This is a genomic window from Enterococcus sp. DIV1639a, assembly GCF_050530445.1.
GTDB lineage: Bacteria > Bacillota > Bacilli > Lactobacillales > Enterococcaceae > Enterococcus_B > Enterococcus_B hirae.
Genome location: NZ_CP172886.1, coordinates 133,239 through 159,351, shown reverse-complemented (window position 1 = coordinate 159,351; position 26,113 = coordinate 133,239). Strand labels below are relative to the sequence as shown.

Annotated in this window: 26 protein-coding genes and 3 pseudogenes; 11 read left to right on the top strand and 18 right to left on the bottom strand. The window is 36.5% G+C overall.

Annotated features, from left to right (window positions below):
* Nucleotides 1-4 precede the first annotated feature (4 nt).
* The 3 genes from ruvA to treR form a co-directional block, all read right to left on the bottom strand.
* Nucleotides 5-607: a Holliday junction branch migration protein RuvA gene (gene ruvA, locus IGJ32_RS00795; protein WP_010720373.1), complete on the bottom strand. Its 603-nt coding sequence runs from the start codon at nt 605-607 to the stop codon at nt 5-7.
* A 307-nt stretch (nt 608-914) separates the two neighbouring features.
* Nucleotides 915-1,358 carry a peptide-methionine (R)-S-oxide reductase MsrB gene (gene msrB / locus IGJ32_RS00790; protein ID WP_034698687.1) on the bottom strand — a complete coding sequence of 148 codons (444 nt, stop codon included), beginning with the start codon at nt 1,356-1,358 and terminating at the stop codon, nt 915-917.
* A gap of 77 nt (nt 1,359-1,435) precedes the next feature.
* On the bottom strand, nt 1,436-2,149 hold the full coding sequence (gene treR, locus IGJ32_RS00785) for a trehalose operon repressor (RefSeq protein WP_010720375.1): 714 nt from the start codon (nt 2,147-2,149) through the stop codon (nt 1,436-1,438).
* A 231-nt stretch (nt 2,150-2,380) separates the two neighbouring features.
* On the opposite strand from treR, the gene treP reads away from it, so the two are divergent.
* The 5 genes and pseudogenes from treP (at nt 2,381) to IGJ32_RS00760 (ending at nt 5,823) form a co-directional block, all read left to right on the top strand.
* The gene (gene treP / locus IGJ32_RS00780; RefSeq protein ID WP_081128336.1) at nt 2,381-4,366 is read left to right on the top strand and encodes a PTS system trehalose-specific EIIBC component; all 1,986 of its coding nucleotides are present in this window, start codon (nt 2,381-2,383) and stop codon (nt 4,364-4,366) included.
* A gap of 59 nt (nt 4,367-4,425) precedes the next feature.
* Nucleotides 4,426-4,512 (top strand): putative holin-like toxin, encoded by an 87-nt coding sequence (locus tag IGJ32_RS00775; protein WP_081128401.1) that lies wholly within the window; start codon nt 4,426-4,428, stop codon nt 4,510-4,512.
* A 319-nt stretch (nt 4,513-4,831) separates the two neighbouring features.
* Nucleotides 4,832-4,951, top strand: a complete 120-nt coding sequence (locus IGJ32_RS00770; RefSeq protein WP_080704594.1) for a putative holin-like toxin — start codon at nt 4,832-4,834, stop codon at nt 4,949-4,951.
* A gap of 313 nt (nt 4,952-5,264) precedes the next feature.
* On the top strand, nt 5,265-5,387 hold the full coding sequence (locus tag IGJ32_RS00765) for a putative holin-like toxin (RefSeq protein ID WP_161306430.1): 123 nt from the start codon (nt 5,265-5,267) through the stop codon (nt 5,385-5,387).
* 294 nt (nt 5,388-5,681) lie between these two features.
* Nucleotides 5,682-5,823 (top strand): annotated as a pseudogene (locus tag IGJ32_RS00760) (putative holin-like toxin).
* A 224-nt stretch (nt 5,824-6,047) separates the two neighbouring features.
* On the opposite strand, the gene IGJ32_RS00755 reads toward IGJ32_RS00760, so the two are convergent.
* The 7 genes from IGJ32_RS00755 to IGJ32_RS00725 form a co-directional block, all read right to left on the bottom strand.
* Entirely contained in the window at nt 6,048-6,605 is a 558-nt protein-coding gene (locus IGJ32_RS00755; protein WP_010736833.1) for a Maf family protein, read from the bottom strand.
* A gap of 28 nt (nt 6,606-6,633) precedes the next feature.
* Entirely contained in the window at nt 6,634-8,733 is a 2,100-nt protein-coding gene (gene mutL / locus IGJ32_RS00750; protein WP_342081916.1) for a DNA mismatch repair endonuclease MutL, read from the bottom strand.
* A gap of 63 nt (nt 8,734-8,796) precedes the next feature.
* Nucleotides 8,797-11,379 carry a DNA mismatch repair protein MutS gene (gene mutS, locus IGJ32_RS00745; protein WP_373169388.1) on the bottom strand — a complete coding sequence of 861 codons (2,583 nt, stop codon included), beginning with the start codon at nt 11,377-11,379 and terminating at the stop codon, nt 8,797-8,799.
* 13 nt (nt 11,380-11,392) lie between these two features.
* Nucleotides 11,393-11,767 carry a YlbF family regulator gene (locus tag IGJ32_RS00740; RefSeq protein ID WP_010736830.1) on the bottom strand — a complete coding sequence of 125 codons (375 nt, stop codon included), beginning with the start codon at nt 11,765-11,767 and terminating at the stop codon, nt 11,393-11,395.
* A gap of 15 nt (nt 11,768-11,782) precedes the next feature.
* Nucleotides 11,783-12,580, bottom strand: a complete 798-nt coding sequence (locus IGJ32_RS00735) for a TIGR00282 family metallophosphoesterase (RefSeq protein WP_010720381.1) — start codon at nt 12,578-12,580, stop codon at nt 11,783-11,785.
* A 167-nt stretch (nt 12,581-12,747) separates the two neighbouring features.
* Nucleotides 12,748-13,521, bottom strand: coding sequence for a Cof-type HAD-IIB family hydrolase (locus tag IGJ32_RS00730; protein WP_010720382.1), 774 nt, complete (start codon nt 13,519-13,521; stop codon nt 12,748-12,750).
* Between the two features lie 21 nt (nt 13,522-13,542).
* A complete protein-coding gene (locus tag IGJ32_RS00725; protein ID WP_063626422.1) occupies nt 13,543-14,178 on the bottom strand; it encodes a DNA alkylation repair protein in 636 nt (211 codons plus the stop codon).
* Between the two features lie 447 nt (nt 14,179-14,625).
* On the opposite strand from IGJ32_RS00725, the gene rpsD reads away from it, so the two are divergent.
* The 3 genes and pseudogenes from rpsD to IGJ32_RS00710 all read left to right on the top strand — a co-directional run.
* Complete coding sequence (gene rpsD, locus IGJ32_RS00720; RefSeq protein ID WP_010720384.1) at nt 14,626-15,237, top strand: 30S ribosomal protein S4; 612 nt, start codon at nt 14,626-14,628, stop codon at nt 15,235-15,237.
* A gap of 324 nt (nt 15,238-15,561) precedes the next feature.
* Nucleotides 15,562-16,110, top strand: a complete 549-nt coding sequence (locus tag IGJ32_RS00715; protein WP_010736828.1) for a biotin transporter BioY — start codon at nt 15,562-15,564, stop codon at nt 16,108-16,110.
* A 246-nt stretch (nt 16,111-16,356) separates the two neighbouring features.
* A pseudogene (locus IGJ32_RS00710) lies at nt 16,357-16,509 on the top strand (transposase); the annotation flags it as partial.
* A gap of 706 nt (nt 16,510-17,215) precedes the next feature.
* Here the strand turns inward: IGJ32_RS00710 and IGJ32_RS00705 are convergent.
* The gene (locus IGJ32_RS00705) at nt 17,216-17,740 is read right to left on the bottom strand and encodes a hypothetical protein (RefSeq protein ID WP_342081901.1); all 525 of its coding nucleotides are present in this window, start codon (nt 17,738-17,740) and stop codon (nt 17,216-17,218) included.
* A gap of 463 nt (nt 17,741-18,203) precedes the next feature.
* A complete protein-coding gene (locus IGJ32_RS00700) occupies nt 18,204-18,368 on the bottom strand; it encodes a hypothetical protein (RefSeq protein ID WP_193796983.1) in 165 nt (54 codons plus the stop codon).
* Nucleotides 18,369-18,758: 390 nt separating this feature from the next.
* Between IGJ32_RS00700 and IGJ32_RS00695 the strand changes: the two are divergent.
* Nucleotides 18,759-18,911: pseudogene (locus tag IGJ32_RS00695) on the top strand (transposase); the annotation flags it as partial.
* 327 nt (nt 18,912-19,238) lie between these two features.
* On the opposite strand, the gene IGJ32_RS00690 reads toward IGJ32_RS00695, so the two are convergent.
* The 6 genes from IGJ32_RS00690 to IGJ32_RS00665 all read right to left on the bottom strand — a co-directional run bounded on the left by IGJ32_RS00690 (nt 19,239) and on the right by IGJ32_RS00665 (nt 23,619).
* Nucleotides 19,239-19,748 (bottom strand): QueT transporter family protein, encoded by a 510-nt coding sequence (locus IGJ32_RS00690; protein WP_010720387.1) that lies wholly within the window; start codon nt 19,746-19,748, stop codon nt 19,239-19,241.
* Between the two features lie 192 nt (nt 19,749-19,940).
* Nucleotides 19,941-20,702 carry a 3-oxoacyl-ACP reductase gene (locus tag IGJ32_RS00685; protein WP_063626417.1) on the bottom strand — a complete coding sequence of 254 codons (762 nt, stop codon included), beginning with the start codon at nt 20,700-20,702 and terminating at the stop codon, nt 19,941-19,943.
* Entirely contained in the window at nt 20,699-20,920 is a 222-nt protein-coding gene (locus IGJ32_RS00680; protein ID WP_010720389.1) for a DUF2829 domain-containing protein, read from the bottom strand. The genes IGJ32_RS00685 and IGJ32_RS00680 overlap by 4 nt, the downstream gene beginning before the upstream one ends.
* Nucleotides 20,910-22,445 (bottom strand): helix-turn-helix domain-containing protein, encoded by a 1,536-nt coding sequence (locus IGJ32_RS00675; RefSeq protein ID WP_228197261.1) that lies wholly within the window; start codon nt 22,443-22,445, stop codon nt 20,910-20,912. The genes IGJ32_RS00680 and IGJ32_RS00675 overlap by 11 nt, the downstream gene beginning before the upstream one ends.
* Nucleotides 22,446-22,508: 63 nt before the next feature.
* Complete coding sequence (locus tag IGJ32_RS00670; protein ID WP_010720391.1) at nt 22,509-23,210, bottom strand: LrgB family protein; 702 nt, start codon at nt 23,208-23,210, stop codon at nt 22,509-22,511.
* Complete coding sequence (locus tag IGJ32_RS00665; RefSeq protein ID WP_010720392.1) at nt 23,203-23,619, bottom strand: CidA/LrgA family protein; 417 nt, start codon at nt 23,617-23,619, stop codon at nt 23,203-23,205. Before IGJ32_RS00665 ends, IGJ32_RS00670 begins: the two co-directional genes overlap by 8 nt.
* Nucleotides 23,620-23,934: 315 nt before the next feature.
* Between IGJ32_RS00665 and IGJ32_RS00660 the strand changes: the two genes are divergently transcribed.
* Both IGJ32_RS00660 and IGJ32_RS00655 read left to right on the top strand, forming a co-directional pair.
* Nucleotides 23,935-24,669 (top strand): MIP/aquaporin family protein, encoded by a 735-nt coding sequence (locus IGJ32_RS00660; protein WP_342081900.1) that lies wholly within the window; start codon nt 23,935-23,937, stop codon nt 24,667-24,669.
* A gap of 153 nt (nt 24,670-24,822) precedes the next feature.
* The gene (locus tag IGJ32_RS00655; RefSeq protein WP_051641763.1) at nt 24,823-25,959 is read left to right on the top strand and encodes a hypothetical protein; all 1,137 of its coding nucleotides are present in this window, start codon (nt 24,823-24,825) and stop codon (nt 25,957-25,959) included.
* Nucleotides 25,960-26,113: the final 154 nt, after the last annotated feature.

Here is a 26,113-nt window from a genome sequence, read left to right as displayed (position 1 = left end):
CTCCTTATTTTTTCATCATTAATTTTAAAGCTTGGCGTAAGTATTCATCTGTTGTGAGATTTTCTACTTCTTTTAGTTGTTTCTCGACCCGCTTGACCTCTTTATCACTATATCCAAGTGCTGATAAAGCTTCCATTGCTTCTGATAATGCCGTCGCATCTTGTGCTGTACTTTCATCAAATAAATTGAAGGGCGTATCAATACTTAATTCGCCAAATTTTCCTTTTAAATCTAAAATCATTTGTTGAGCTGTTTTTTTACCCACACCAGGGAATTTGGTCAGATAAGTCACATCCCCTGTTTCAACCGCTTGAATCAATCCTGAATGATCATCACTAGCCATAATCGCTAAGGCACTTTTTGGTCCAATTCCTGAAACACTAACTAACCTTAAAAATAATTGTTTTTCTTCTAAAGAATCAAATCCGTACAGAAGATGTGCATCTTCTCGAATGACCTGATGGACGTAAAGTTTGATTTCTTTGTTTAGCTTACTACTATAACGATAGGGATTGCCTAATGCAATTTGATAACCGATCCCATTTGTTTCGATTACTAAATAATAAGGATTGATAAAGGTTACTACACCTGTAAGATATTCATACATCTGTTATCCTCTTTCTTTCACACACATATGTTCGCATATTTTCTTCCATTGTAGCATACTTTTTCTTTTGAAAAAAGAGAACAGAAGATCGAGCTACGCTTCTCCTTTTTAACGTAAGTTTATCAAGGTTTTTAGGATAAACATTTTTTGCAAGAGATTTTAATTTGAACGATCAGAGTTTCAGCACTTTCCTCAAAACAAAGGATCAATATTCAGGAAACAACGCTTCAATAAAGATAAATAAGAAAAAACCTTGAAACAATCAAAAATTGTCTCAAGATTTTTTACCCAAAAATAAAGCTCTTCCTTATTCAACTTGTGATAGATATTCTCCATATCCTTGTTCTTCCATTTCTTCATATGGAATAAACTTTAAAGCCGCAGAATTGATGCAATAACGTAGTCCGCCTTTTTCAGCAGGACCATCATTGAATACATGTCCTAAATGAGAATCTGCTTGACTGCTTCGCACTTCCACTCGGTGCATACCATGAGAAAAGTCGGCCTTTTCTTTAATATCTTTTCTAGTGATTGGTTTACTGAACGCCGGCCAGCCACATCCCGCATCGTATTTTTCGGCTGAGCTAAACAATGGTTCCCCACTGACAATATCGACATAGATCCCTTTTTCATAGAAATCATCATATTTCCCACTAAATGGTCTTTCTGTTGCGTTTTCTTGCGTCACAGCATATGAAATTGGAGATAATTCCTCTTTTAAATCACGCTCATTTTTCTTGAAATCGCCCACTAAAAACGCCTCCTTTTTCTTTTAATCATAACGACAAAAGTATCAGAAGCAAACATTCTGCTCATAGTAATAATTGCTTAGACTTTACGACGTCTAGCAAACTCGACGAAACGAAATTTATCTAAACGGTGAATTGATTCTGTATACTCGAAACACCTTGTATCTTCGAGGTGAACCAGTCCTCTTACTACCACGACATAGCGATCTCCATGTAGATCCATCATCTCTTCGATTTCAGGAGTTACTTCTTCAACGGTAATTTCTTTCTGGGCGTAAGCAATCGTTAGTTGCAATTCATTTTCAAAGTATTCGTAGATCGAGCCAGCAGCTTGTGTTGCTGTTAAAGTTGGTACCACATTTTTTAATAAATAATCACGATCTAATATGACCACTTCTCCATTGATTTTCCTTTGACGAATCAAATGCCAAACCGGCGTTTTTTTCTTCCAACCTGTTATTTCACTTAATGATTGGTCCACTTCTGTTTCTTCGATTAATTGAACGATGGTTTCACTTGGGATTCGTTGTGTTTCCTGTAATTCTTTGTAGCTTGTTAATCCTGCAATTGGAAAATCAAATCGATTGCGGTCTAAAACAATCGAACCCTTTCCTTGTTTCTTTTGGATATAACCTTCAGTCGTTAACAGGTTAAGCGCTTTTCGAATTGTTTCTCGTGAAACACCATAAATTTGAATCAGCTGATTTTCACTAGGGAGCAAAGTATGCGGAGGGTATTGTTGATCCAAAATTTTTTGCTCTAAATCTAAAAAAATTTCATTAAATTTATTCATTACATTTCCTCCACTTAATATTCAATTTCTTTTATTCGCATATAAACTATACTACAGCTTTTTTGTTATTTCAATCGCCCCCTCTTTTCACATATCCCTACACTAAGCCAAGTGTAGCGATTACATTTTCATTTTTCACTTGTAAAACGCTTGCAATAGTAGGAAGAAACAAGTATAGTATGGATAAGATAACTTGTGTATACAAGTTTAAAAAGAAAGGGGTTTATTCCTATGGCAAAGTACCAAGCAGATGCTGAGAAACTGTTAAAGGAAATTGGTGGAAAGGAAAATATTGCTGCAGTTAGTCATTGTGCCACTCGGATGCGCTTTGTCTTAAATGATCCAAAAAAAGCCAATGAAGAAGCAATCGAAGATATTCCTAGTGTGAAAGGGATGTTTACCAATGCTGGGCAATTCCAAGTCATTATTGGTAACGATGTTTCAACCTTTTACAACGACTTCGTTGCTGTATCAGGTGTTGAAGGCGTATCCAAGGAGCAAAGTAAAGTTGCTGCTAAACAAAATCTCCACCCTGTCCAACGAGCAATCGCTGTTTTGGCAGAAATTTTTACACCATTGATTCCAGCCATTATCGTAGGGGGACTGATTTTAGGTTTCCGGAACGTATTAGAAGGAATCCAATTTGAAAGTCTTGGTGGAACAATTGTTGAACACTCTCAATTTTGGAACGGCGTAAACGGCTTTTTATGGCTACCTGGCGAAGCAATTTTCCATTTCTTACCAGTTGGTATCACTTGGAGTATCGCGAAAAAAATGGGCACTACACAAATATTAGGAATTGTTTTAGGGATTACGTTAGTTTCACCGCAATTATTAAATGCCTATAGTGTCGCATCAACAGCTGCGGCTGATATTCCATTTTGGGATTTTGGTTTTGCTCAAGTTGATATGATTGGTTATCAGGCACAAGTCATTCCAGCGATGCTTGCTGGATTTATGTTAGCTTATCTTGAAATTTTCTTCCGTAAATATATTCCACAGTCGATTTCTATGATATTTGTTCCATTGTTCTCTCTACTCCCAACAGTCTTAGCTGCCCATGTCATCTTAGGGCCTGTGGGTTGGACAATCGGTAGTTGGATCTCAAATATTGTTAATACTGGCTTGACTTCTTCAATCAGTTGGTTATTTAGTGCCGTCTTTGGTTTCTTATATGCACCTTTAGTAATCACCGGCTTACACCATATGACGAATGCAATTGATATGCAATTGATTGCCGATTTCGGCTCTACGAATCTTTGGCCAATGATTGCTTTATCAAATATCGCACAAGGTTCGGCAGTTCTTGCGATCATCTTCTTACATCGCGGAAATAAAAAAGAAGAACAAATCTCGATTCCAGCAATGATTTCTTGTTATCTAGGGGTAACTGAACCTGCAATGTTTGGGATCAATCTAAAATATGTTTACCCATTTGTTGCCGCAATGGTTGGTTCAGGTTTAGCTGGAATGTTTGCCAACTTGATGAATGTACGTGCTAATGCAATTGGTGTTGGTGGACTACCTGGTATTCTAGCTATCCAAGCAGAAACTTGGGTTCCGTTCATCATTTCTATGATCATTGCAGTTATTGTTCCATTTGGTTTAACCGTAATCTTCAGACGTCAAGGGATCTTAAATAAAATCGATCCTGCTGTACCCGTAGAAAACACAACTGGCTTACAACTACAAACAGCTGATGGAAACAACGTTTCACCACAAAAATTTGAAGCTGCCAATGCAACAGCAGTTTCTACTCCGACAGAAGAGTTATTCGCTGTAGCAGATGGACAAATCAAGGAAATCACCGAAGTAGCAGATCCTGTTTTTGCTCAAAAAATGATGGGTGAAGGTTATGCTGTACTACCTTCCAACGAAAAAGTTTATGCTCCAGTCGCTGGTAAAGTAACAAATATTTTTGATACACAACATGCGATTGGTCTTTTAACTAATGAAGGTCTGGAAGTTCTCGTTCATATGGGTCTAGATACTGTCGAATTGAATGGGCTACCTTTTACGATCCATGTAAGAGAAGGCGATTCAGTCACGCCAAAAACACAACTAGCCGACATGGACCTCACAGCAATTGAGCAGGCTGGGAAGAAAACGGACATCTTAGTTGTATTAACAAATAATGAAAAAGTTGCTGCCTTAACATTAGATCAAACAGGTCTCGTTCGTCATAGCGAAAAAATTGGAAAAGCGCAACTAAAATAAAAAATACTACTATATGAAAAATAACCTGAAAAAATTCTTTTAGTGAATTTTTTCAGGTTATTTTTCACTCTTTAAGCGTTGGTACGTTCACCATCGCTTTAGTCAGTTTGATCGTCACTATGCTTAAAAACGACAAAAAGAAATAGCCGTCACTTTAACCGAAGTCTGGCTATTTCTCTTTGAAATATCTGATTAAACGGTCACCGTCTTTCGCGGTGCTGTCCAGGGGAGTTGTTGGTCGCAACTCCTCTTTCGTTTTTATTATACCAGTTACTTTAGGTATTTACAACGTTCTTAAAGATAGAATCCCTCTTAAAAACCCTAAATAAAAATAACGTTTTTATGTTTTAAAAAGTACGTTTTTCGTGGCGCTAATATGCTACAATAAACTCGACAGTAAAGTGGATCGACGGTGGCAACTTCTCACAAAGGTGGTGGTGCTTATGGGAATAAGTACTAAAATCTATGAAAGGAGTTCGCTTTTTGTCCGCATATGAGATCGTTCAAACCATGCTTGGCTTTGGTACTTTCACCATCGCTTTAGTCAGTTTGATCGTTACTATGCTTAAAAACGACAAAAAATAGCCGTCACTTTAGCAGGAGACTGGCTATTTTTTGTAAAATAAAAATTCGCCACCGTCTTTTGCGGTGCTGTCCAGGGGAGTTGTTGGACGCAACTCCTCTTTCGTTTTCATTATACCAATTACTTCAGGTATTTACAACTTTCGCAAAGATAGAATTCCTCTTAAAAAACCCTAAATAAAAATAACGTTTTTATGTTTTAAAAAGTACGTTTTTCGTGGCGACAATGTGCTACAATAAACTCGACAGTAAAGTGGATCGACGGTGGCAACTTCTCACAAAGGTGGTGGTGCTTATGGGAATAAGTACTAAATCTATGAAAGGAGTTTGCTTTTTGTCCGCATACGAGATCGTTCAAACCATGCTTGGCTTTGGTACGTTCACCATCGCTTTAGTCAGTTTGATCGTTACTATGCTTAAAAACGACAAAAAGAAATAGCCGTCACTTTAGCGAGTATAGCTATTTCTTTTTGAACTATTAAACTAATTCGCCACCGTCTTTCGCGGTGCTGTCTAGAGGAGTTGTTAGCGCAACTCCTCTTTCGTTTTCATTATACCAATTCCTTCAGGTATTTACAACTTTCGTAAAGATAGAATTCCTCTAAAAAAACCTAAATAAAAATAACGTTTTTATGTTTTATAAAACACGTTTCTCGTCGCGATAATGTGCTACAATAAACTCGACAGTAAAGTGGATCGACGGTGGCAACTTCTCACAAAGGTGGTGGTGCTTATGGGAATAAGTACTAAAATCTATGAAAGGAGTTCGCTTTTTGTCCGCATATGAGATCGTTCAAACCATACTTGGCTTTGGTACGTTCACCATCGCTTTAGTCAGTTTGATCGTCACTATGCTTAAAAACGACAAAGAATAGCCATCACTTTAGCGGGAGACTGGCTATTCTTATTCTTTGTCGAATATTTAAATTCAACCGCCACCGTCTTTCGCGGTGCTGTCTAGAGGAGTTGTTGATCGCAACTCCTCTTTCGTTTTGATTATACCAATCACTCATACACTTTGCAATTCTAAATATGACTGAAAGTAGCGGACACAAACTTGAACGATCCTATCTCAATTTCTGATTTTCGTCAACTGCAGCTACATAAATTTTTTCAAACCTTGGTAAACTGCACCGATTGGAAATCCAACAATACTGTAATAGTCGCCTTGGATCTCTTTAACAAATGCACCTGCAAAACTTTGAATACCATACGCACCTGCTTTATCCATATAATCACCGGTTGCTAAATAGGCTTCGATATCCTTAGTTGTCAAAGGATAAAAGGTCACCTTAGCTTGTGCTAAGATTTTTTCTTCTTGATCACCTTTCGTCAGCACCACGGCTGTATATACTTCATGCGTTTTCCCACTAAGTTTTTGAAGGATAGCTTTTGCCTCTTGTTCATCCGCTGGTTTACCGATGATCTCATCATTGAAAACAACTGTCGTGTCACTTGCAATCACCAATACATCATTATCGTATTGATGTTTGACTACTTTTGCCTTTTCAGTTGCCATTCGCTCAACATAATTTTTAGGTTTTTCTTGAACAAAAGGTGTTTCATCGATATCAGCCGGATGAACATCAAATGCACTAACCAGTCGCCCTAATAATTCTTTTCTTCTAGGGGACTGCGAAGCTAACACAATTTTCATCTGTTTCTTCTCCTTTTCATGAGGCTCATTAATGTGGATCTTGGATGCGTTTAAACATTCTTTCCATATCTGAATTAGTAAAATGGATCAACACAGGGCGTCCATGAGGACAATTAAAAGGATTTTCACATTGGGCTAAGTCCTTCAATAAAACCCTCGCCTGAGCTTCATTCAAATAATGATTTGCCTTGATTGAACGTTTACAGCTCATCATGATTGCTGTGGCTTCTCTAAATTTCTTCACGCTAACACTACCCGTTGTTAATAACATATCGATCATTTCTCGAATAATCGCTTCTTCCTCTCCAGCTGGATACCAAGTAGGATGTGCTCTGACGATAAAACTATTTTGACCGAATTCTTCTAGATAAATACCTGCTTCTTCAAGCAATTGTTTTTTCTCTTTCAGTTTCAAAGCATCACTATTGGGATAATCTAATACAAACGGCACAAGTAGTTCTTGTAGATCGTTAGAAACTTCGCCAATTTTTTCTCGAAAATATTCATACTTGATTCGTTCTTGCGCTGCATGTTGATCAATAATGTATAAGCCATCCTGACTTTGAGCAAACAAGTACGTTCCATGCATTTGTCCAAAATATTCTAATTGTGGAAAGCGTTGTGTTACCTGCTCATTTTCTAATTTCTGAATCGCTTGATCTAATGAGCGCCCATTTTGACTTAAATCAAACTCTGGATGTAGCGCTAAATCCTCACGATAAACTGTTTCTGAAGAAGTTTCTTCTTCAGCTGTTGTTTCATGCTCGTTGGAAAAGTTTTCAATAGTGGATAACTCATTTTCACTCTTATCCACTGGTTTTTCTACATAGTTATCAACAATATCACCAGAGTTATCCACTGTTTTTCTTTTGCTTTCTGGATAACTAGTAGTTTCTTCAGAAAATACAGGAGAGTTTTCAACATTATCCACAGACTTATCAACAGATTCATGCACAAACTCGCTTTTTTCTTCCGCTACAAAAAATGTTCCGGTTGTTTGATCAAAATTCAAGCTTTGCGGTTTCTTAGGTTTCGCTTCTTCAAAAGCGTAAGATAAATCAATTTCGATTTGTTCCGCTTTTGGTTGATCAGCAACCTTTTTCTTGAATCGCAAGTTGTCAGCTGCACTGGGAATTAAGTTCTCCTGTACCAATGCTTTTTGAATCGCTTGAGTAATTAGCTCAGTTAATTCCTGTTCCTTCGATAAACGAACTTCTTGCTTTGTTGGATGGACATTCACATCCACTAACAATGGATCCATTTTGATTTCCAGTACAGCGATTGGGAATCGCCCTACCATTAGTTTTGAACCATAGCCGGCTACAATTGCTTTATTCAAGGAAAAATTTTTAATAAAACGTCCATTAATGATGGTTGAAAGATAATTACGACTAGCACGAGTCACTTCAGGTAAAGAAATATAACCGAAGATTTCAAAATCTAAATCTTTCGCTTCAATCTTCAACATTTTCTTTGCTGTATTCAACCCATAGATTCCGGCAATCGTTTGTTTCAATTCGCCATTTCCTGAAGTTGCTAACATCTTATTCCCATCATGGACTAATCGAAAAGCAATTGCCGGGTGACTTAAGGCTAAGCGATTCACAATATCACCGATATTCGCTAATTCAGTATGCAACGTTTTAACATATTTTAAGCGTGCTGGTGTATTAAAGAAAAGATTGCTGACTGTGATTTTCGTTCCTTGCCTTAAAGGAGCTGGGCGGTGTTCCATTACCGCACCCCCCTTAAGCTCTAAATAGGTTCCTTGCGTTTCTTCTTGATTGGCTGTTTCTACCGTCATCTCTGAAACAGAAGCAATACTAGGCAATGCTTCTCCTCGAAACCCAAGCGTACGAATTCGGAAAAGGTCGTCACGATTGTGGATTTTACTTGTTGCATGACGTTTAAAGGCGTTCTCAACATCTTCTGTCAAAATACCTTCTCCATTATCAATCACTTGGATCGTTTTTAATCCTGCTTCTTCAACTAAAATATCGATTTGACTACTTCCTGCATCTATGGCATTTTCCACAAGTTCTTTGACTACCGAGGCTGGACGTTCGACAACTTCACCGGCTGCGATTTGATTGGCTAAGCGTTCTGATAATTCTTGGATTTTCGCCATCATTCTACGCCTTCTTCCTATATAGTATTTATAGTGAGCTTACTCTTCTTATTTATCGTTGATTTACAGCTGTTTTTTCAATTCATAGAGTTGATTCAATGCATCCATTGGTGTCATTTCTAACAGATTCATTTGTTTCAATGTAGAAATAACTGCTGTTTCGGCATCGCTTAATTCACTGAACAAGGACAGTTGTTGCGTTTCTTCTTGTTCTATCGATGCAGTATCAGTTACTGGTTGTGCTATTGCTTCAAGCGGCTCACTTGTAACAGCCACGGAATGATGGCTCACTTCTCCTGATTCTAATGTATGCAAAATATCTGCAGCTCTTGCTAATAAATTAGAAGGTAGCCCTGCAATTTTCGCTACATGGATCCCATAGCTTTTATCAGCTGGGCCATCCATCATCTTATGCAAAAATACTACTTCGCCGTCTTTTTCAACAGCTCCTACATGTACATTTTTTAATTGAGGTAATTCTTCCTCTAGAACTGTTAACTCATGGTAATGTGTAGAAAAGAGCGTTTTTGCTTGTACATGTTGATGGATATATTCAATGATCGCTTGAGCTAATGCCATTCCATCATAAGTCGCAGTTCCTCTACCTAATTCATCAAAAAGAATTAAGCTGTTTGGTGTCGCATGCCGCAACGCTTGATTGGCTTCCATCATTTCCACCATGAACGTACTTTGTCCAGCAATCAAGTCATCACTTGCACCAATCCGGGTAAAAATCCGATCAAAAATTGGTAAGATCGCTTTTTGCGCAGGGACGAAGCACCCCATTTGAGCCATTAAAACAGTTAATGCTAACTGACGCATATACGTACTTTTCCCTGACATGTTTGGTCCAGTTATCAATAAGATCATTTCATCTTCAGCCATATCCACACTATTGGGAATATATTCTTGATGTCCTAATACTTTTTCAACGACTGGGTGCCGACCTTCTTGAATCAGTAATTGGTGTCGATCCGAGACCATCTTAGGACGAACATATTGGTATCGCTCACTGATCGTAGCAAAACTTTGCAGAACATCGGCTGTACTGATTGATTTTGCTAAAATTTGTAATGGTTTGATCGCTTTTTTGACTTCTTCTCTCACTGCTAAAAACAGCTGATATTCCAAATCAACAGACTTTTCTTCTGCTTCTAAAATTTGCGTCTCTAACTCTTTTAATTCTGGTGTGATAAAACGCTCTGCATTGGCCAATGTTTGTTTACGTTCGTATTTTTCCAGTTCAACATTTGCCAGATTCGCTTTAGTGATTTCGATATAATAACCAAATACACGATTAAAGCCAACTTTTAAATTTTTGATCCCAGTCTGCTGACGTTCTCTTGCTTCTAACTCTGCTAGCCACTGCTTCCCATTAGTCATCGCAGAACGGTACGTATCTAACTGATCATTAAATCCATCTTTAATGATATTCCCCTCAGTAATTTGTAGGGGCGGGTCTTCTTGAATTGCTTGATCAATCAAATGAACCAGATCATCCATCGGTTGCATTTCCTTCAATAAGTCAGTCCACTGACCTTGATCGATCCCTTCGATCAGTTGACGAATCAGCGGTACTTGTTCTAAAGAAGTCTTTAATTGAATCAAGTCACGCCCATTGACATTTCCAAAAGCCACTCTTCCTGCTAGGCGTTCTAAATCATAAACTTTCGTCAATGCACTTTGTAGATCAAGTCGTTCAAAATAGCTATTCAAAAGAGAAGCTACCATTTCTTGTCGTGCCTTGATTTGATTGAGTTGAATCAGCGGACGGTCAAGCCATTGTTTCAGTAAACGCCCGCCCATAGCTGTTTTCGTTTCATCTAGCAACCATAAAAGCGTGCCGTGTTTTTTTCCTGTACGTATGGACTGGCTTAGTTCGAGGTTAAACTTAGAATAGTAATCCATTTTCAAATAGTGATCCGGTTGATACTCGATCGCTTTTTGGATATGCGCAAGACTTCTTTTTTGTGTCACTGCTAAATAAGTAAGTAATTTTCCGGTCACTTCTTTTTCAAGTGGATCGGATAGCTCACTGGTTAAGAAATTAAACTCTGCATTTTCTTCACTTGTTTCTTGTTTTGAGAAAACTAATCCTAATCGATTCTTTAATTGCTCAGCAAGTTTTTCACTAATTTCATTTCCTAAAACAAGTTCTTTTGTTTGCAAAGCCGTCGTTTCGTTCAGTACAGCTTCTTCATCAAACAAATGAGCAGTTTTTAACTCCCCTGTGCTTAAATCAGCGTAGGCAAATCCAAATTCGTTGCCTTGGCTAACAATTGCTGTCAAAAAATTATTGTCTTTAGCAGATAGTCCCTTACTATCCATGACTGTTCCAGGTGTCACTAATTGAATCACTTCACGTTTAACCATCCCTTTGGTGGTCTTAGGATCTTCTACTTGTTCACAAATAGCCACTTTATAGCCTTTTTCAATTAAAATATCAATATAGCCTTGTGCTGCATGATGGGGTACCCCACACATTGGAATTGGTTCGTCTGCATTACGATTCCTGCTGGTTAATGTTAACTCTAAAATTTGAGACGCATTGATGGCATCTTCATAAAATAATTCATAAAAATCACCTAAACGATAGAACAAAAAAGCATCTTGGTATTGGGCCTTGATGCTTAAATATTGTTCCATCATTGGAGTATTCTTAGTTTTTTGAGGCATTGTCTTCCTCCTCTATCCAATTATTGATTTCATCTTGCAGCATTTTCGTCAAATGATGCAATAAATCATTTGCTTCAAGCAATTGTTTCCGATAAGCTACTACGATCGGATGTTGATCAAATTGTTTCGTCAATTGTTCAACCCGACCATTCGCTTCTTTTTCTGCTATTCTTTTCCCATAATAAGCATAGTTTGCTGCTTCTTTTTGTGCAGATTTGATATCTTCCGTTAACTTTTCTAAATAGGAACTAGTTTGTACTTTTCGCTCTAGTTCGTGGTAGCGGATGATCGTTTCATGTTCACTTAAAAGTTGAGCTAATTTATCCGCTTCTCGTTGAATATTCGGCTCTTTATGCAAAAGATGTCTCACTTTCTATTCTAAAAATGGACGGTCCTCGTTGATCTGGATTAATTGGATGGTTTTCGCTTTACCAGTTGCATCATCAAATTCCAGTAAACAGCCACTCAAAATACCTCGTCCTCGTTCAACGACTTCAAAACGTTTCGGCAAAGCTGTTAAAAATTTTTCGATAACTGGTTCTCGGCGCATACCTAAAATTCCGTCATAAGGACCTGTCATACCTACATCAGTTAAATAGGCAGTTCCCTGCGGTAGAATCCGAGCATCATTGGTTTGTACATGCGTATGGGTCCCAATGACCGCTGAGACTTTTCCATCTAAGAACCATCCCATAGCTTGTTTCTCACTTGTCGTTTCTCCATGAAAATCAACGAAAATGATTGGCGTTCTTTTTTTTGCTTCGGCGATCAAGCGATCCATCTTGCGGAATGGATCATCTAAGTCGACCATAAAAGAACGTGCTTGCATGTTGATTACAGCTAGTTCTACTTGATTGACTTTCACGAATACCATTCCTTGACCTGGCGTTCCTTCAGGAAAGTTTGCTGGACGAACGATTTTTTTTGCTTGATCGATAAATTCAAAAATATCTCGGTTGTCCCAAGTATGATTGCCCATCGTGACAACATCTACACCGTCTTGTAAAAACTTTTTATAAATTTTTTCAGTTATTCCTCTTCCAGAAGCTGCATTTTCTCCATTTACAATTGTGACCTGTGGTTGATATTTCTTTTTTAAACGAGGAAGATAGGTTGTAATCATATCTCTTCCCATTGAACCTACTACATCACCAATAAATAAAACCCGCACACGTTTTCCTCTTCTCTTTTAACATCATTCTATATTATAGTTGTTTTTTTGTAGAAAGAAAAGGGCAGAAAAATCCTCTGCGTAACCCTCATCTGAAACTACTAAAAAACTAGCTGAAGTCAGTCTCCAACTAGTTCTTTTTACTATCCTAGATTATACTTGTTTATTTAAATCATGGAAAGTTGCTTCAATGCTTTCCAAATTCCATCTTCATCATTTGTATCAGTAACCAACTTCGCTTCTGCTTGTACCTCTGGAACTGCATTTCCCATTGCAACACCAATGCCTGACATACGCAGCATCTCCCGGTCATTTTGGCCATCACCGAAACTAATGATATCTTCTTGCGCAATTCCGACTTGTTCTGCTAGGTGTAAAATCGTGGCTGCTTTTGAACCGTCATGTGGAACAACATCCACACTTTTTTCATGCCAACGAACAAATCGAATCTTATCGTAACTAGAAAAATGATGATCGTAATTCTGATCAAAAAATGCTAAAGCTTGATAGATATCTTGTTCTTCCACAAAGTACTGATCCAGTTCAGGTAAAACAGCACCAAATGAATGCATTGCCTCTTCCATCATTCCCACATGATTGGAAGAATAACGTTTGATATTATCTAGACTCACAAAAGCAGTATCGATATTTTTATCTTGTGCTTCTTTGACAAAATTGTCTAATTGTTCACGGTCAAGCAAATTTTTATAAACTTGTTCATGATCTAAAAATCCAGCAGCGCCATTACATAAGATATAATTTGTAAATGCTAGATCTCGGATAACCTCTTGCGCATGGAAACGACTACGTCCAGTAGCAATCGTTACCAAATGTCCTGCTTTACGTAACTTATCCAAGGCTTCTCTTGTGCTGTCTAATGCTTGTTTATTTGTGTCCAGTAGCGTCCCATCAATATCAAAAGCAAATAATTTACGTTTCATTTTTTTAGTCGACTCACTTTCTTATAAATACTTGCTTGCTTCTCTTCTTGTCAAAGCAGACCATTCTTTTGTCAATTGTTCTTTTACCCAAGAAACATTTGTCTTGCTGTAATCGCGCAATGCCCACCCAATCGCCTTTTGAATAAAAAATTCCTTTGAGAAGCGATCTTCAGTAATCACTCGATCCAGCAACAGCTGATTGGTAGCTTCTTTAAATCCTAACTGTAACGTAATTGCTATTCGCCGAAGCCAAAAATCTTCTTTTTTTTCAAACAAAAGAGAAACCGTCTCTAATTGTTCCATATGAAGTTTACACCATGTAGCATAAACTTTCCGCCAAGCATCAATCGTATCCCACCATGCTTTTTCCGGTACCAATACAGACAATTCGACCAACTCATCCAATGATAAACGTTTGATGTTTTGTTGAATCAAATCAATCGCCAGGTACTGATACTCCCGTTCTTTTTTTTCATAATAATAGAAAACAAGGAAAAAAAGGTCTGGAACATCAAGCACTTTGCTTTCACGCAAAAGTGTTTGTTGCAATTTCCAACGTTCTGGTTTGGGCACACCTGCAAATGAGAACTGATTTCTCATATACATTTCCATTGGATGTGCTTTTTCTTCATTTTTTTGAAAAACTAAAAGTTCCAAGACAGTCCTCCTTGAAAAATCAAGCCCGTATCTTAGGTGACAGCTGAAAAATCACTGTCACTACCTTTTAGTGGCTCTGTAGGTTGAAAATAGGCTGTGCTTACACAAGCATGATCCTTCATTTATTTCTTTTTAAGATTGGTACGTTTATTTTTCATGCTTTTAAAAGATACCCTCTTATTTTATAGAGTGAAACAAGGTTTGTAAAGCGTTTTTAAAGAGAAACGTACTTGACAGTTTCACCTTGTTTCCCTTATACTGGACTTTGTGTAAAATAATGCAGCGGAAAAATAATAATTTCGTCCCTAGTTCATTGCCCCGATTCGGGTTCAATTGCGTAACCGCGGCTGCAAAGGTGAAGATTGAAGAATGGACTACACGATTATGAATTTTTTATCGGATTATTTTACTCCAAAAACTAAATTTATTTTATTGGAGGAAATTTTAATGTCTCGTTATACAGGCCCATCATGGAAAATTTCTCGTCGTCTAGGTATTTCATTATCAGGCACAGGAAAAGAATTAGCACGTCGCCCTTACGCTCCAGGTCAACATGGACCAAACAGCCGTGGCAAACAATCAGAATACGGTATGCAATTAACTGAAAAACAAAAACTACGTCACATGTACGGAATGAACGAACGTCAATTCCGTAACTTGTTCGTTAAAGCTAGCAAAATCAAAGAAGGTAAACACGGGGTTAACTTCATGATCTTACTAGAACAACGTTTAGACAATGTTGTTTATCGTCTAGGTCTTGCAACTACTCGTCGTCAAGCTCGCCAATTAGTTAACCATGGTCATGTGATGGTTGATGGCAAACGCGTTGATATCCCTTCATACCACGTTGAAGTTGGTCAAGTGATCTCAGTTCGTGAAAAATCACAAAACATGACAACAATCAAAGAAGCTGTTGAAGCAACTGTTGGTCGTCCAGCATTCGTAAGCTTCGATGCTGAAAAATTGGAAGGTTCATTAACTCGTTTACCAGAACGTGACGAACTATATCCAGAAATCGACGAAGCTCTTGTCGTTGAATACTACAACCAAAGCCTATAATTTTCAAAGCTTTGGCTTACAAGCCCACTATCTATTCGATAGTTGGGCTTTTTTTATGTAGATTTCCCTCTCTCTTTTCTAGCTCTCTTCTTTATTTGAATTTGATTCGCCCGTGTAACTCTCCTAGAATCATATGTTGAGACTTGCCAAAAAGTTCAAAATGAAACAATGTTTAACTGAACATATAACCTATCCTCAAAGGAAGATAGACTAATATTTTGAAGGAATACTTCGTTTATTTAAAAAATATACTTTACAAAAAATAATTTTTCTTATACAATTTCGTTAACTTAGAAAATAAAAATGGTTAACAAAGGAGAACTTATGACAAAATCACTCAAAGAACTCATTCTTGCTGCAGAATTTGCAGCGATCATTGCCGTTCTTTCACAATTCACTTTCCCTCTAGGTCTAATTCCTTTGACTGGACAGACTTTTGCCATTGGTTTAACTGCTACTTTCCTTGGTAAGAGAACAGGAACTGTCTCCGTCTTGATCTATCTTTTATTAGGTCTTATTGGGTTACCTGTTTTCTCGGGGATGTCTGGAGGGATTGGTGTATTATTCGGTCCTACCGGTGGCTATCTAGTTGGTTTTATCCTCCAGTCTTGGCTAATTGGATTTATCATGGAGAAAGTCGGTTCTCGCTATCCTCTGACAATATCCGCAAACTTAGTTGGTTCAGCAGCCGCATTATGCTGTGGCATGCTTTGGTTAATGATCAGTAGCAGTCTTTCTCTTCACACTGCATTTTTAAGTGGATTTCTTCCTTTTATAATCCCTGAAGCAATCAAATCGATTGCTGCCGCTTCGGTAGGTCTGTTTCTAAAAAAACGTTTGTCTCGACTTCAGTTGTTTAGTATGGATAAATAACTAGACAAAACAACTACTACGTTGTATTCCTTTACGAAAAATTTTTTAAAATAAAATCGTCACTGATTCAAACTGATTGTGGCATTACCTAAATTCCTTGAATTGTTGATAAATAAAAAAAGCTTACAATCGTAAGCTTTCAGACTATAGACAAAGTACTTATTTATAGTGCTTTGTCTTTTTTATACGTTAAAACAGAACGATAAATTGGAGCTGTACCTGATGCTTTCAAAACAAAGTAAGTTTAAAGATCTCTATAAAAAAAGAGAAGAAACGATTGAACGAATATTCAGCACCACAAAAGAATCTCATGGGTTACGTTATACCAATCAAATAGGAATTGTAAAAATGCACATGAAAATCGGGCTTACTTTTGCTTGTCTAAATATGAAAAAGCTAAATCAAAAAATATCAAGCGAAAAAAGAGTATTTTTCTAAAGAAAAGAAGACAAACCTTATTTTTACATAAGGATTGTCTTCAATCTGATATAAATTATATTTTGTAAAAATTTCTGATTCTTAATTCTTAATACGTTGCTATACAGTTGATTCGTGAACACCATGTACATTAGGATACTATCAGTAGCATTGAACTAACAGATCACTACTTTAAATTTTGGAAGGATCTATCGCCAGAAAAAAACGCCTCCAACATAAAATTAGAGACGTTTAAGCATTCTTTGTAGTAACTAAATAATTGTTGCCCCTTACCAAGCGGCAACTATATTTCCAAATCAACGTATTTATTTCTATATCATGAAAGAAAGCTCATCAATAGCAGTACACCTATTGTTATTACTAACTCCATAATATTTTCAATCCATACTGGAAAGAATAATCCTTTGTAAGGTGACCGAAAAAGGGATCGATATTTTTGGGGGATAGTGAAACTCAGTACACTAGATAGTGCCCATAGAAACAAAGCGAATGATGCATGGTGTTTCATAGCTAAAAAAAGACTTAGAGCTAAGAGAATAAATTGACAAATTCTTAGAAAACCCAGGGATTTCATCTCCCACCTCCTCATGTACTAAATACAATCTCTATACTCATTTATTATATCAATAAATTTAACAGAGATTGTATTTTAGTTTAAATGATCAATTTACCAACGGTTATCATATTTAGAAGACCATCTTGATTCAGTAAGTGTAATCCGAGCAGTTCCAGTATTTCCATGGTTGTCAATTTTATCTCTGCAATCTTTTGAGTAAAGATGAAGCGCACCCATTGCTATACCTGCTAAAAGATCTGCAGCTCCAATAACTACTGATCCAGCAGAAGTACTAAATTTAGCTAAAGCCGTAGCAAGGCTACCGGTTCCTGCAGCAGCAACATACATACCATTATAAGCGGTACGAGCAGTTTGTTTGCCAGAAGCTGTATTATAATATACATTCCAGCCACCATTTTGTATACGTTGACCTAACCCAGCAGCGAAGGCTTCTGCTCCCTCATATTTGTTAAGTATATATTGTGCCGTGCTTTCAGGATTGGCCTTCGAAGCTACTTGATATTGAGGTGTAGCTAGTTCCTGTTCTAATGCGACCCATTTCGCATTTTTCACCACTTCTATTGAAGTTGCTTCTGACACAGCAATTTCATCAGCTGCTACTACTATTGATGCCATGGGAGAAAATATACCTAAACATAAAAGAATTGCGAAAAATAAAGCATAAATACTTTTAGAGGACCTACCAATTTCTTTTTTCATTTGTTCTTCTCCATTCATTTATTGTATTGCAAACGTTTACAACACAATAATAACCCCTAATGGAAATTCATACATTATATTACCCAAAAATAATGATGATAAAACGGTGTAGTTATAATAACGTATTTTTAAATAATAAAATATTTTTTAAACACCAAAAAGCTAAAAAAACAGCATTCATACAAATTATATATTTATAAAAAAACAAATATTATTTAAACTATTTGTTTTATAGCTTGATAATCTTCTGGATATAACCCATATTTAGCATACTTGTGTGATTCCTACAGCAGTCCTCATATACAACTATTTTAGTTTTCTTTTTTATAAAAAGCTTGCAGTGTCCATCAAAACAATACTCTTGATCTTGAAATTCGATCTAAGCGTTATAAACTTCGTTTTGCTGAAATTGTCCGATACAATAAATTACTTCCTTATAATCAAGTGCAAATTTTATACCTTCTTCAAAACAACTATTAGGTTGCAGCCATTTTTTGATTTTTTTCTGATATACTTCAGGAATAGGTCTTTCAATTTTTTTCAAACGTTCCTTCTTTTTTTTAACAAGCTATACCGATTTTTATAAGAAATTTTAAGTATCTCTGCTTCTAATCTTTTGTATTCAAGTTATTCATACTTGCTTCAGCCGCAGTCATCAAAACTTCATCTTGTAAATCATATTTTTTATTTGACATAGCCTTCCCCTTCTGAACACTATATAAGATATAAATAATTAATTATATTTTGTCATTTTTCTTTTTAATCGACACAAATCTCAATACGATAAATGGCAATAAGAAAAAGAAAGGCTCTGTTTATAACCCATCTCAGACTATAGACAAAGTGCTTATTTATAGTTCTTTGTCTTTTTTATAAGTTAAAACAGAACGATAAATTGGAGCTGTACCCGATGCTTTCAAAACAAAGTAAGTTTAAAGATCTCTATAAAAAAAGAGAAGAAACGATTGAACGAATATTCAGCACCACAAAAGAATTTCATGGATTACGTTATACCAATCAAATAGGAATTGTAAAAATACACATGAAAATCGGGCTTACTTTTGCTTGTCTAAATATGAAAAAGCTAAATCAAAAAATATCAAGCGAAAAAAGAGTATTTTTCTAAAGAAAAGAAGACAAATTTTTCTTTTGTTTTTGAAAATAGACATATAAAAAAGAGGTTGAGACAAAAGTGTTCAGCATCAAGAAATAAGAAGGAATTTCCGAAAATTGCTTCTCAAATTTTTGGTAAATTTCGGCTTATTTCCGAAGATGCTACTTTTGTCTCACCGTTTATTCGTTTTTAGAGATACTAGAAGAGACTGAGACAACTTTTGTCCCAGTCCCTTCAATCTAAAAGCTTTCAATCGTAAGCTTTTTTATCTTCTATTTTTAGACTTAGCTAAATCGTCGTTTATTTTTTTAGATCTACTTTTTGTCCGACCCAATAAATGATGACTCCTCCCACTAGCATGGAAGCTAGCTCACCCAAAGCAACAGTTCCCCAAGTGAAGAAAAAGGGTAATTGATAGAATAGCTTCAATTGTCCAGCAACTGTAAACATAGAAAATGCAAAGACCAAAGCTGTAATCACCATTTTTATTTTCATGTTTCTTACTCGTTTTGTTATCTCATAGTTAATCAATAAGACGAGTAAGGTGCTGATACTACCAACTACTACATCAATCCATCCCAATGGAGAGGAAAGATTGGCTAAAGCAACACCTAGCGTGATAGCCAAAATATACTTTTTATTATAGAGCGACAAATAATTGAACATTTCGGAAAGACGTATTTGAATGGCACCAAAACTGATAACTGACAACACGAATGTAACTGCCACATATAAGCCTGTTACAAGTGCCATTCGAGCAATTTCTGCTGTGGTAAAACGATTAGTAGAACGAATTTTCTTTTGATCCATATTCTTTCTCCTTTACAAGGTCGTGATACAATCGATCATCCTTGTGGTCAAAAATGCCACAAAAGATCTCGTCTCTCTCAACTCTTGGTAATAACTACGACCAAAGGATGGGAATTGACTTCCAACTGAAGTGCCGTAGTGCGAATAAATTCGCTAATCATAGCTTATCTGAAAACAATAAAAAAAACAAAATCATTTTAATAACCAACCACCGTCGATTGGAATGATCGTCCCTTGGATATAGCTTGCTTGAGGGGTCGCCAAGAACAACGTTAATTCAGCAACTTCCTCTGGTTGCGCCCACCGTTTAACAGGTGTTTCATTCGCCACCCATTCTGCCATCTCACCATTTCCTGCAAAATCAGCTGCATTCATAGGTGTTTGAATCGCGCCTGGTGCAATTCCTTTGATACAAATACCTTTAGAAGCATAATCTAATGCTAATTGCTTCGTAAAGCCAACGATCGCATGCTTTGCGCTGGTATAGGCAATCCCGCCCCCACCACCGACAAAGCCAGCAATTGATGCCATATTGATGATTGTCCCCTTTTCTTCCTCAAGCATATCTGGAAGGATCAAGTGCGTTAGCTGAAACATACTCTTGACATTAACAGCAAACACTCGATCCCATAAAGCTTCATCTGTTTCCAACAATGGCTGGTACTCATCTAAAATTCCTGCTGTATTCAGCAAGATCGCAACTTTTCCAAACGTTTCGTGACACTGTTCAACCGCCTTTTTTAACAAAGAATGATTCGTGATATCACCTAAAAAATAAGCAAAGGTTTCAGAAAATTGCTGGGATAGATCGTCCATTCGGCCTAATTGCTGATCAAAACCAAACACCCGCGAACCTTGTTCTAAAAAGGCTTTAGCTTGTGCCTGTCCGATACCTGAAGCTGCTCCAGTGACAAAAACAACTTTCTCTGTTAGATCACTGTATCTATTTTTCATTCCACAATGATCCAATCTTCAGCTAAAATGTCACAGACTGTAGGCGCAAAACTGGAAAATCCTTCGTCACTTGTTTTGATTAAAAAGTAAGGGGTAACGGGACAACCGTCAAATTCTTCTCCTGAAACAAGAACGACATACAATTCAAAACCACTCCAACCTTTTCGAATCACTTTATTCCCTTTTTTTAATGCTGGTAAAATTTCTTCAAATGTCATTTATTTCGTTCCTTTCTTTATCTTTTCGGTCTTGGATCAACACAAATTTTTGGTACAATTGGATATAATCGTTTAACTGTAACTCTCCAGTCACGATAAAGTATTCTAAATCAGACCATGGCTTACGATGCACTTTGCTCGTTGAAAGTAATAAATCAACTTCTCGTCCCCGATAATCTGTTGGTAAAAATTTCAAACAATAAACATTTCGAAAAAAACGATGTAAGTCTTCTATTAACAACTGCTCTTCAAACAGAGGGAAATCTGTCATCAAAAGAATCGTGATCTGCGGTAACTTTGGTGTAAATGCACCCATTGTCTTTAAAACCGTTAAATACCGCCCCATCAAAAAAGACGTATTTTGAAATGCTAGCTGATCCACTTTTTGCTCGGTCTCAAAAAACAAATCGAGCCACTGGACAATTTCACTATTTTCGATCATCAAATGATTTATAAAGTCACTGTCGTTCCCATCAATGGTTTCCTTAGCTTCTGGAAAAAGATAGGCAAATAAATGACTACTAAAAAGATAGGTTTCAGCTTCTTTTGTTAAGGGTTCTTCTGACAATCCTTGTTCCACTTGATAGAGAGCTAATGCTTCTTTTGCTTCATAAAGTGCATGGTAGGGTGGTGTTTGTCTCCTTCGATGGAAAGCAAACATTTCTTCTCGGATGTCTTCATCCGTATAGTACTCTTCTCGTGTCATCAAAACTAAAAATAACGCACCTAATTCTTCTTCATTTTGAAAATAGTTAGGAAACACTGGTTGCATCCAATGACAAAATTTTTGAAACATAGGATTATCAGTAATCAGTTGTCGCTTTCGTTCGTTTAACGATACGTAATGCTTCTGAGATTTACGCAAGAAGAAAGCTCCTAACATATACTCTAGTCTTCTTTTTTTGATCTCATTAAGGCGAACATTGAAAAAAGCCATGATTTGTTCAGCAATTTTTTTCACATCTAATTGTGAAATCGTTACAAAAGGCCAAATTTTCCCACGAAACAACTGCCAAAACGTCATGTGAAGGTAAAGCCGGATGATTTCTTCTTCTCCTTGCACCACATAAGTCCCACGTTGTAAATAAATCCCGTAATTTTTTAATTGTTCTCTCCACTCGTTGATCTTTCGACGCGCAGTTGATTCGCTGATATATTGTTTTTGAGCAAATTGATAGATCGTATGAAACTCTTCAAAAAAAATATCGTGCAATAGCTGGTATTTCAGCGTACTTTGCACGAGAAAAATCAAAAAACGCTCATGTTCGATAGAATCAAGCGTATCATAAAAGGAATAGCCAGAACGAGGGGTTTTCATAAACAATGTTTGAGAGCTCTCGTTGAACTGATGGTAATTTTTTGTTAATTCGTTTAAGTACTTAGCGACACTTCTTGCATCTAATTGGACTGTTTGTGCCAGTTCAGCAATCGTGTGCCACTGATGATCCTCGAAACTTTCCAGCAGGAGAATTTTATAATAAAGGTCTTTATCAAATCGTTTTAAATATTCAGATGACAAATACAACTTTTACCACTCCTTTATGCTAGAACGTTTTTTTCATTGTAGCATAAATCCTGGGAAACAACATCAAAACAGGTTAGTAAAAAACTGAAATAATAATGGTAATAAAAAGACGGTCAGCATGCCATTGACGCCAATGGCTAAGCCTGAAATAATCCCTTCGATCTCACCCAATTCGATTGCCTTTGCTGTACCAATCGCATGAGAGGTACTTCCTAACGCAACCCCCTTAGCAATCGGACTGCTGATCTTAAAAAGACGAAAGATATGAGTAGCGATCAACGACCCAAAGATACCAGTAGAAACAACAATTGCAAGCGTGACCGCATTGATTCCTCCCATCGTATGAGAAAGATCAACAGATATCGCTGTTGTCACTGATTTAGGTAGCAGAGAAATGACCATCGCTTTTTTTAATGTAAATAAATAGCCAATACCCACACTGACTAAGCAATTAGCTACGATCCCCGCTAAGATTGCCGCAATGACTGGGAAAAAATTTTCTTTTAACAAATGAAAATTTTTATATAAAGGAATAGCTAATGCAACTGTTGCTGGCGTGATCATCATGGTCAAAAAATTCCCACCCACATTATAATCCTGGTAACTGATTCCAGAAAAATGAAGAAAAAGAATGATCACTAAAATAGACAATACTAACGGATTGATAATCGGCAATTTATACTTGCGTAAAAATTTATCTGATAATACGTAGACACCTAACGTTAAGCTTAATCCAAATAATGGGTTACGAATAAATTCAGTCAATTTGTTGCTCCTTCCTTTTGATTTTCTGCAACTTTTGGCTACTTGTTTGTTTCAATTGAACAGATTGTAACATTTTTTCTACTACTTCTGCCGTTTTGCCTGCTACGACCATCGTTACGATCGAACAGATCACTACTGCACCTAATAAAATAGGCCAAATTGTCGCAATATCACCAAAATAGTCAAGTAAACCTACCCCTGCCGGGACGAATAAAATCGTTAAATTATTTAATAAAAAATCACCTGTTCCTCCTAAATGCTCAGGCTTTACTAGTCGCATCTCAAAAGCTAGGAACAAAAATAAGATACCTAGGATACTTCCAGGAATTGGTAAATGGAACAATACACGAGTTCCTTCACCTAAAACTGAGAAAAAGAGGATAATAAAAAATTCTTGAAAAAATTTCATCTATGAAACACTCCTTATTGTTAGCTTTCATTTTACTAACAATATTTTTCTGAAATTTTCAAATTGTGCTGTTTCTAAAGTACAATATTTGAAAAATATAATCGTTTTTTTTTGGTATATTTATAATTAAGGTTGGTGTTTTGTGGGAAAGTTCCATACGTTGTTTTGGAAGTTGGTCAGATTTCTTTTATACATAGAAATCATTTTTTTATCTGCACTTATTTATGACCAATAAAAACGTAGGATGCGAAGCACTACACCTATTGTGTTGTTGTTTCTTTTTTTTTTGCATTTTTATAAATTTTGGAGGTATATATGGATTATTCACTTATGAACCGTCTTGTGGCGGAAATGATCGGTACAGCTTTATTAATCATTCTTGGGAATGGTGCTGTAGCAAACGTAGATTTAAAAGGAACAAAAGGTTATGGAAGTGACTGGATGTTGATCGCTGTAGGTTATGGCTGTGGTGTAATGATGCCAGCAATGATTTTTGGTGGTATCAGTGGAAATCATATTAACCCAGCGTTCACAATTGCTCTTGCCTCAAATGGTTTATTCCCATGGGCTGAAGTATTACCTTATATTGCTGCTCAATTGATTGGTGCCGCAATTGGACAATTGATCGTTGTAGCTTGCTACAAACCTTATTATGATCAAACAGACGATGTAAACCATGTATTAGGTACTTTCTCAACAATCAACAGTGTTGGTTCTAAATTCAATGGTTTTGTTAATGAATTCTTTGGATCATTTGTTTTATTCTTTGGTGCACTAGGAATTACTAAAGCACCTTTCTTCCAAGACAATCTTGGTACAGCACACTTAGCTCTTGGTTTCTTAGTATGGACGTTAGTTGCTTCTCTCGGCGGACCTACTGGACCTGGTTTGAACCCAGCACGTGACTTCGCACCACGTTTAGTCCACGCATTGTTACCATTAAAACATAAAGGTTCATCACAATGGGGTTATGCATGGGTACCTGTTGTTGCACCGATTTGTGCTGGTATCGTTGCTGTCTTCTTATACAAATTCTTATTTATGGCTTAATTTATCAAAAAAACTTGGAATCACTTCGATTCCAAGTTTTTTTATTTGGAGAAAAAATTGATTTCTGTCCTCTTTTAACCTATGTCATACTATGCAAATAACGCAAAATAAATTGCAGACTTTACTATTTATTTTATAAATGGAGGAACTCCTATGCCTTACGAAACAGAGCTTCAACGACATCTTGATATATTTGCTCTTTCTTTATCATTAAAGAAAAATAATAGATGGTCTCCGGAAGATGATAAAGTGAATTACCCACTTTTATTTTCTATTTATATTAAAATGATCCAACAAGATGAACAAGAATTTTTTGTACGTAAGCAAGACAAATTAAAAATGATTCAGTCACTCAACCGAAGCAAGGATTTCTATTCTTTTACTCGTCACACACAACTTTTTCATACTTTAAAGCGGATGATTTCAAATGATCCTCGAGATTTTATTCTTTTGCCCTTATCTTATAGTATAAAGAAAAATAAAAAAAGTGGTCATGTTTCCGGAGCACTCATCTACAAAGAAACGAAAAACTATAGAATTATTCTAGTGGATAAAAGGAAGCACCTGTCAAACTCATCTGTAAATATGGTTAAAATTCCTTCGGAGAAAATGGCTCCCCTTTGTAAAGAATTGTTTGCACAGAGAGATCATCCTAAACTCGAAACTTGTTATGATATTCTGTACAGAATTATTGACCATTCCTCTTCTAACAGCTTTTCGTCACTAGACTATACGATGCATGAACAAAAAGAAGGAAATTGTGTGGTCAAAGAAATAGAAGCTACTGCAAAAACTGCGCTCTTACATTGCCGCCATGACCTTCTTGCTTCACAAGGTAAAAAAAAATTAAAATGGAGTGATGTTCCCGAGTCCACTTTGGAGATGCAAAAACGTTTTTTAACTGTGATCAAATCAAAATACATAAAATCTCCTCTTCCTGATTATTTCTTTGAAATTTACAAATTGAGAAAACGAGCGAATGATGAACATTCGCCTTTAACAACGACAGAAAAAAAAAGAATACATGAAATATACAAAAAAATATTTGCCGATCATCCAGAAATTCAAGAAATCTTCAAAGAAACGCCTTCTAGTAACCTTTCAAAAGTAGAGAAACCAATACAGTTAAACAAAGCAATTATAGCAGATCCGAAAATGGGTAAGTATCCAAAAGCTGGCAATACCAAAAATATGATCAATATTTTTGAAAAAATAACTGACGAAAAAAATAGGATAGCTAACGGACTAAGAACCGAAAAAAGGACGCCAAAAGATGAGTTCATTCGCTAAAGGGGATAATGTGAATCAATAATCCGATTGTGCTCAACAAGAAAAAATAAACGAGTGCCTAGCTCCGCAATAAATAGTTAGACCGTGACCGTTCTAACCCTATTTTCAAAAAATGATATTACTCGTTGACAATGGAATAAAAAGCCATGACAAC

Bases quoted from the DNA above. Each gene is read 5' to 3' on its own strand.
- IGJ32_RS00660 (WP_342081900.1), top strand. From the start codon at position 23,935: ATGGATTATTCACTTATGAACCGTCTTGTGGCGGAAATGATCGGTACA.
- IGJ32_RS00690 (WP_010720387.1), bottom strand. From the start codon at position 19,748: ATGGATCAAAAGAAAATTCGTTCTACTAATCGTTTTACCACAGCAGAA.
- treP (WP_081128336.1), top strand. From the start codon at position 2,381: ATGGCAAAGTACCAAGCAGATGCTGAGAAACTGTTAAAGGAAATTGGT.
- IGJ32_RS00765 (WP_161306430.1), top strand. From the start codon at position 5,265: ATGAAAGGAGTTTGCTTTTTGTCCGCATACGAGATCGTTCAAACCATG.
- IGJ32_RS00730 (WP_010720382.1), bottom strand. From the start codon at position 13,521: ATGAAACGTAAATTATTTGCTTTTGATATTGATGGGACGCTACTGGAC.
- mutL (WP_342081916.1), bottom strand. From the start codon at position 8,733: ATGGCGAAAATCCAAGAATTATCAGAACGCTTAGCCAATCAAATCGCA.
- mutS (WP_373169388.1), bottom strand. From the start codon at position 11,379: ATGGAACAATATTTAAGCATCAAGGCCCAATACCAAGATGCTTTTTTG.
- IGJ32_RS00755 (WP_010736833.1), bottom strand. From the start codon at position 6,605: ATGAAAATTGTGTTAGCTTCGCAGTCCCCTAGAAGAAAAGAATTATTA.
- IGJ32_RS00705 (WP_342081901.1), bottom strand. From the start codon at position 17,740: ATGGCATCAATAGTAGTAGCAGCTGATGAAATTGCTGTGTCAGAAGCA.
- IGJ32_RS00715 (WP_010736828.1), top strand. From the start codon at position 15,562: ATGACAAAATCACTCAAAGAACTCATTCTTGCTGCAGAATTTGCAGCG.
- treR (WP_010720375.1), bottom strand. From the start codon at position 2,149: ATGAATAAATTTAATGAAATTTTTTTAGATTTAGAGCAAAAAATTTTG.
- IGJ32_RS00770 (WP_080704594.1), top strand. From the start codon at position 4,832: ATGAAAGGAGTTCGCTTTTTGTCCGCATATGAGATCGTTCAAACCATG.
- IGJ32_RS00680 (WP_010720389.1), bottom strand. From the start codon at position 20,920: ATGACATTTGAAGAAATTTTACCAGCATTAAAAAAAGGGAATAAAGTG.
- IGJ32_RS00655 (WP_051641763.1), top strand. From the start codon at position 24,823: ATGCCTTACGAAACAGAGCTTCAACGACATCTTGATATATTTGCTCTT.
- rpsD (WP_010720384.1), top strand. From the start codon at position 14,626: ATGTCTCGTTATACAGGCCCATCATGGAAAATTTCTCGTCGTCTAGGT.
- IGJ32_RS00665 (WP_010720392.1), bottom strand. From the start codon at position 23,619: ATGAAATTTTTTCAAGAATTTTTTATTATCCTCTTTTTCTCAGTTTTA.
- ruvA (WP_010720373.1), bottom strand. From the start codon at position 607: ATGTATGAATATCTTACAGGTGTAGTAACCTTTATCAATCCTTATTAT.
- IGJ32_RS00685 (WP_063626417.1), bottom strand. From the start codon at position 20,702: ATGAAAAATAGATACAGTGATCTAACAGAGAAAGTTGTTTTTGTCACT.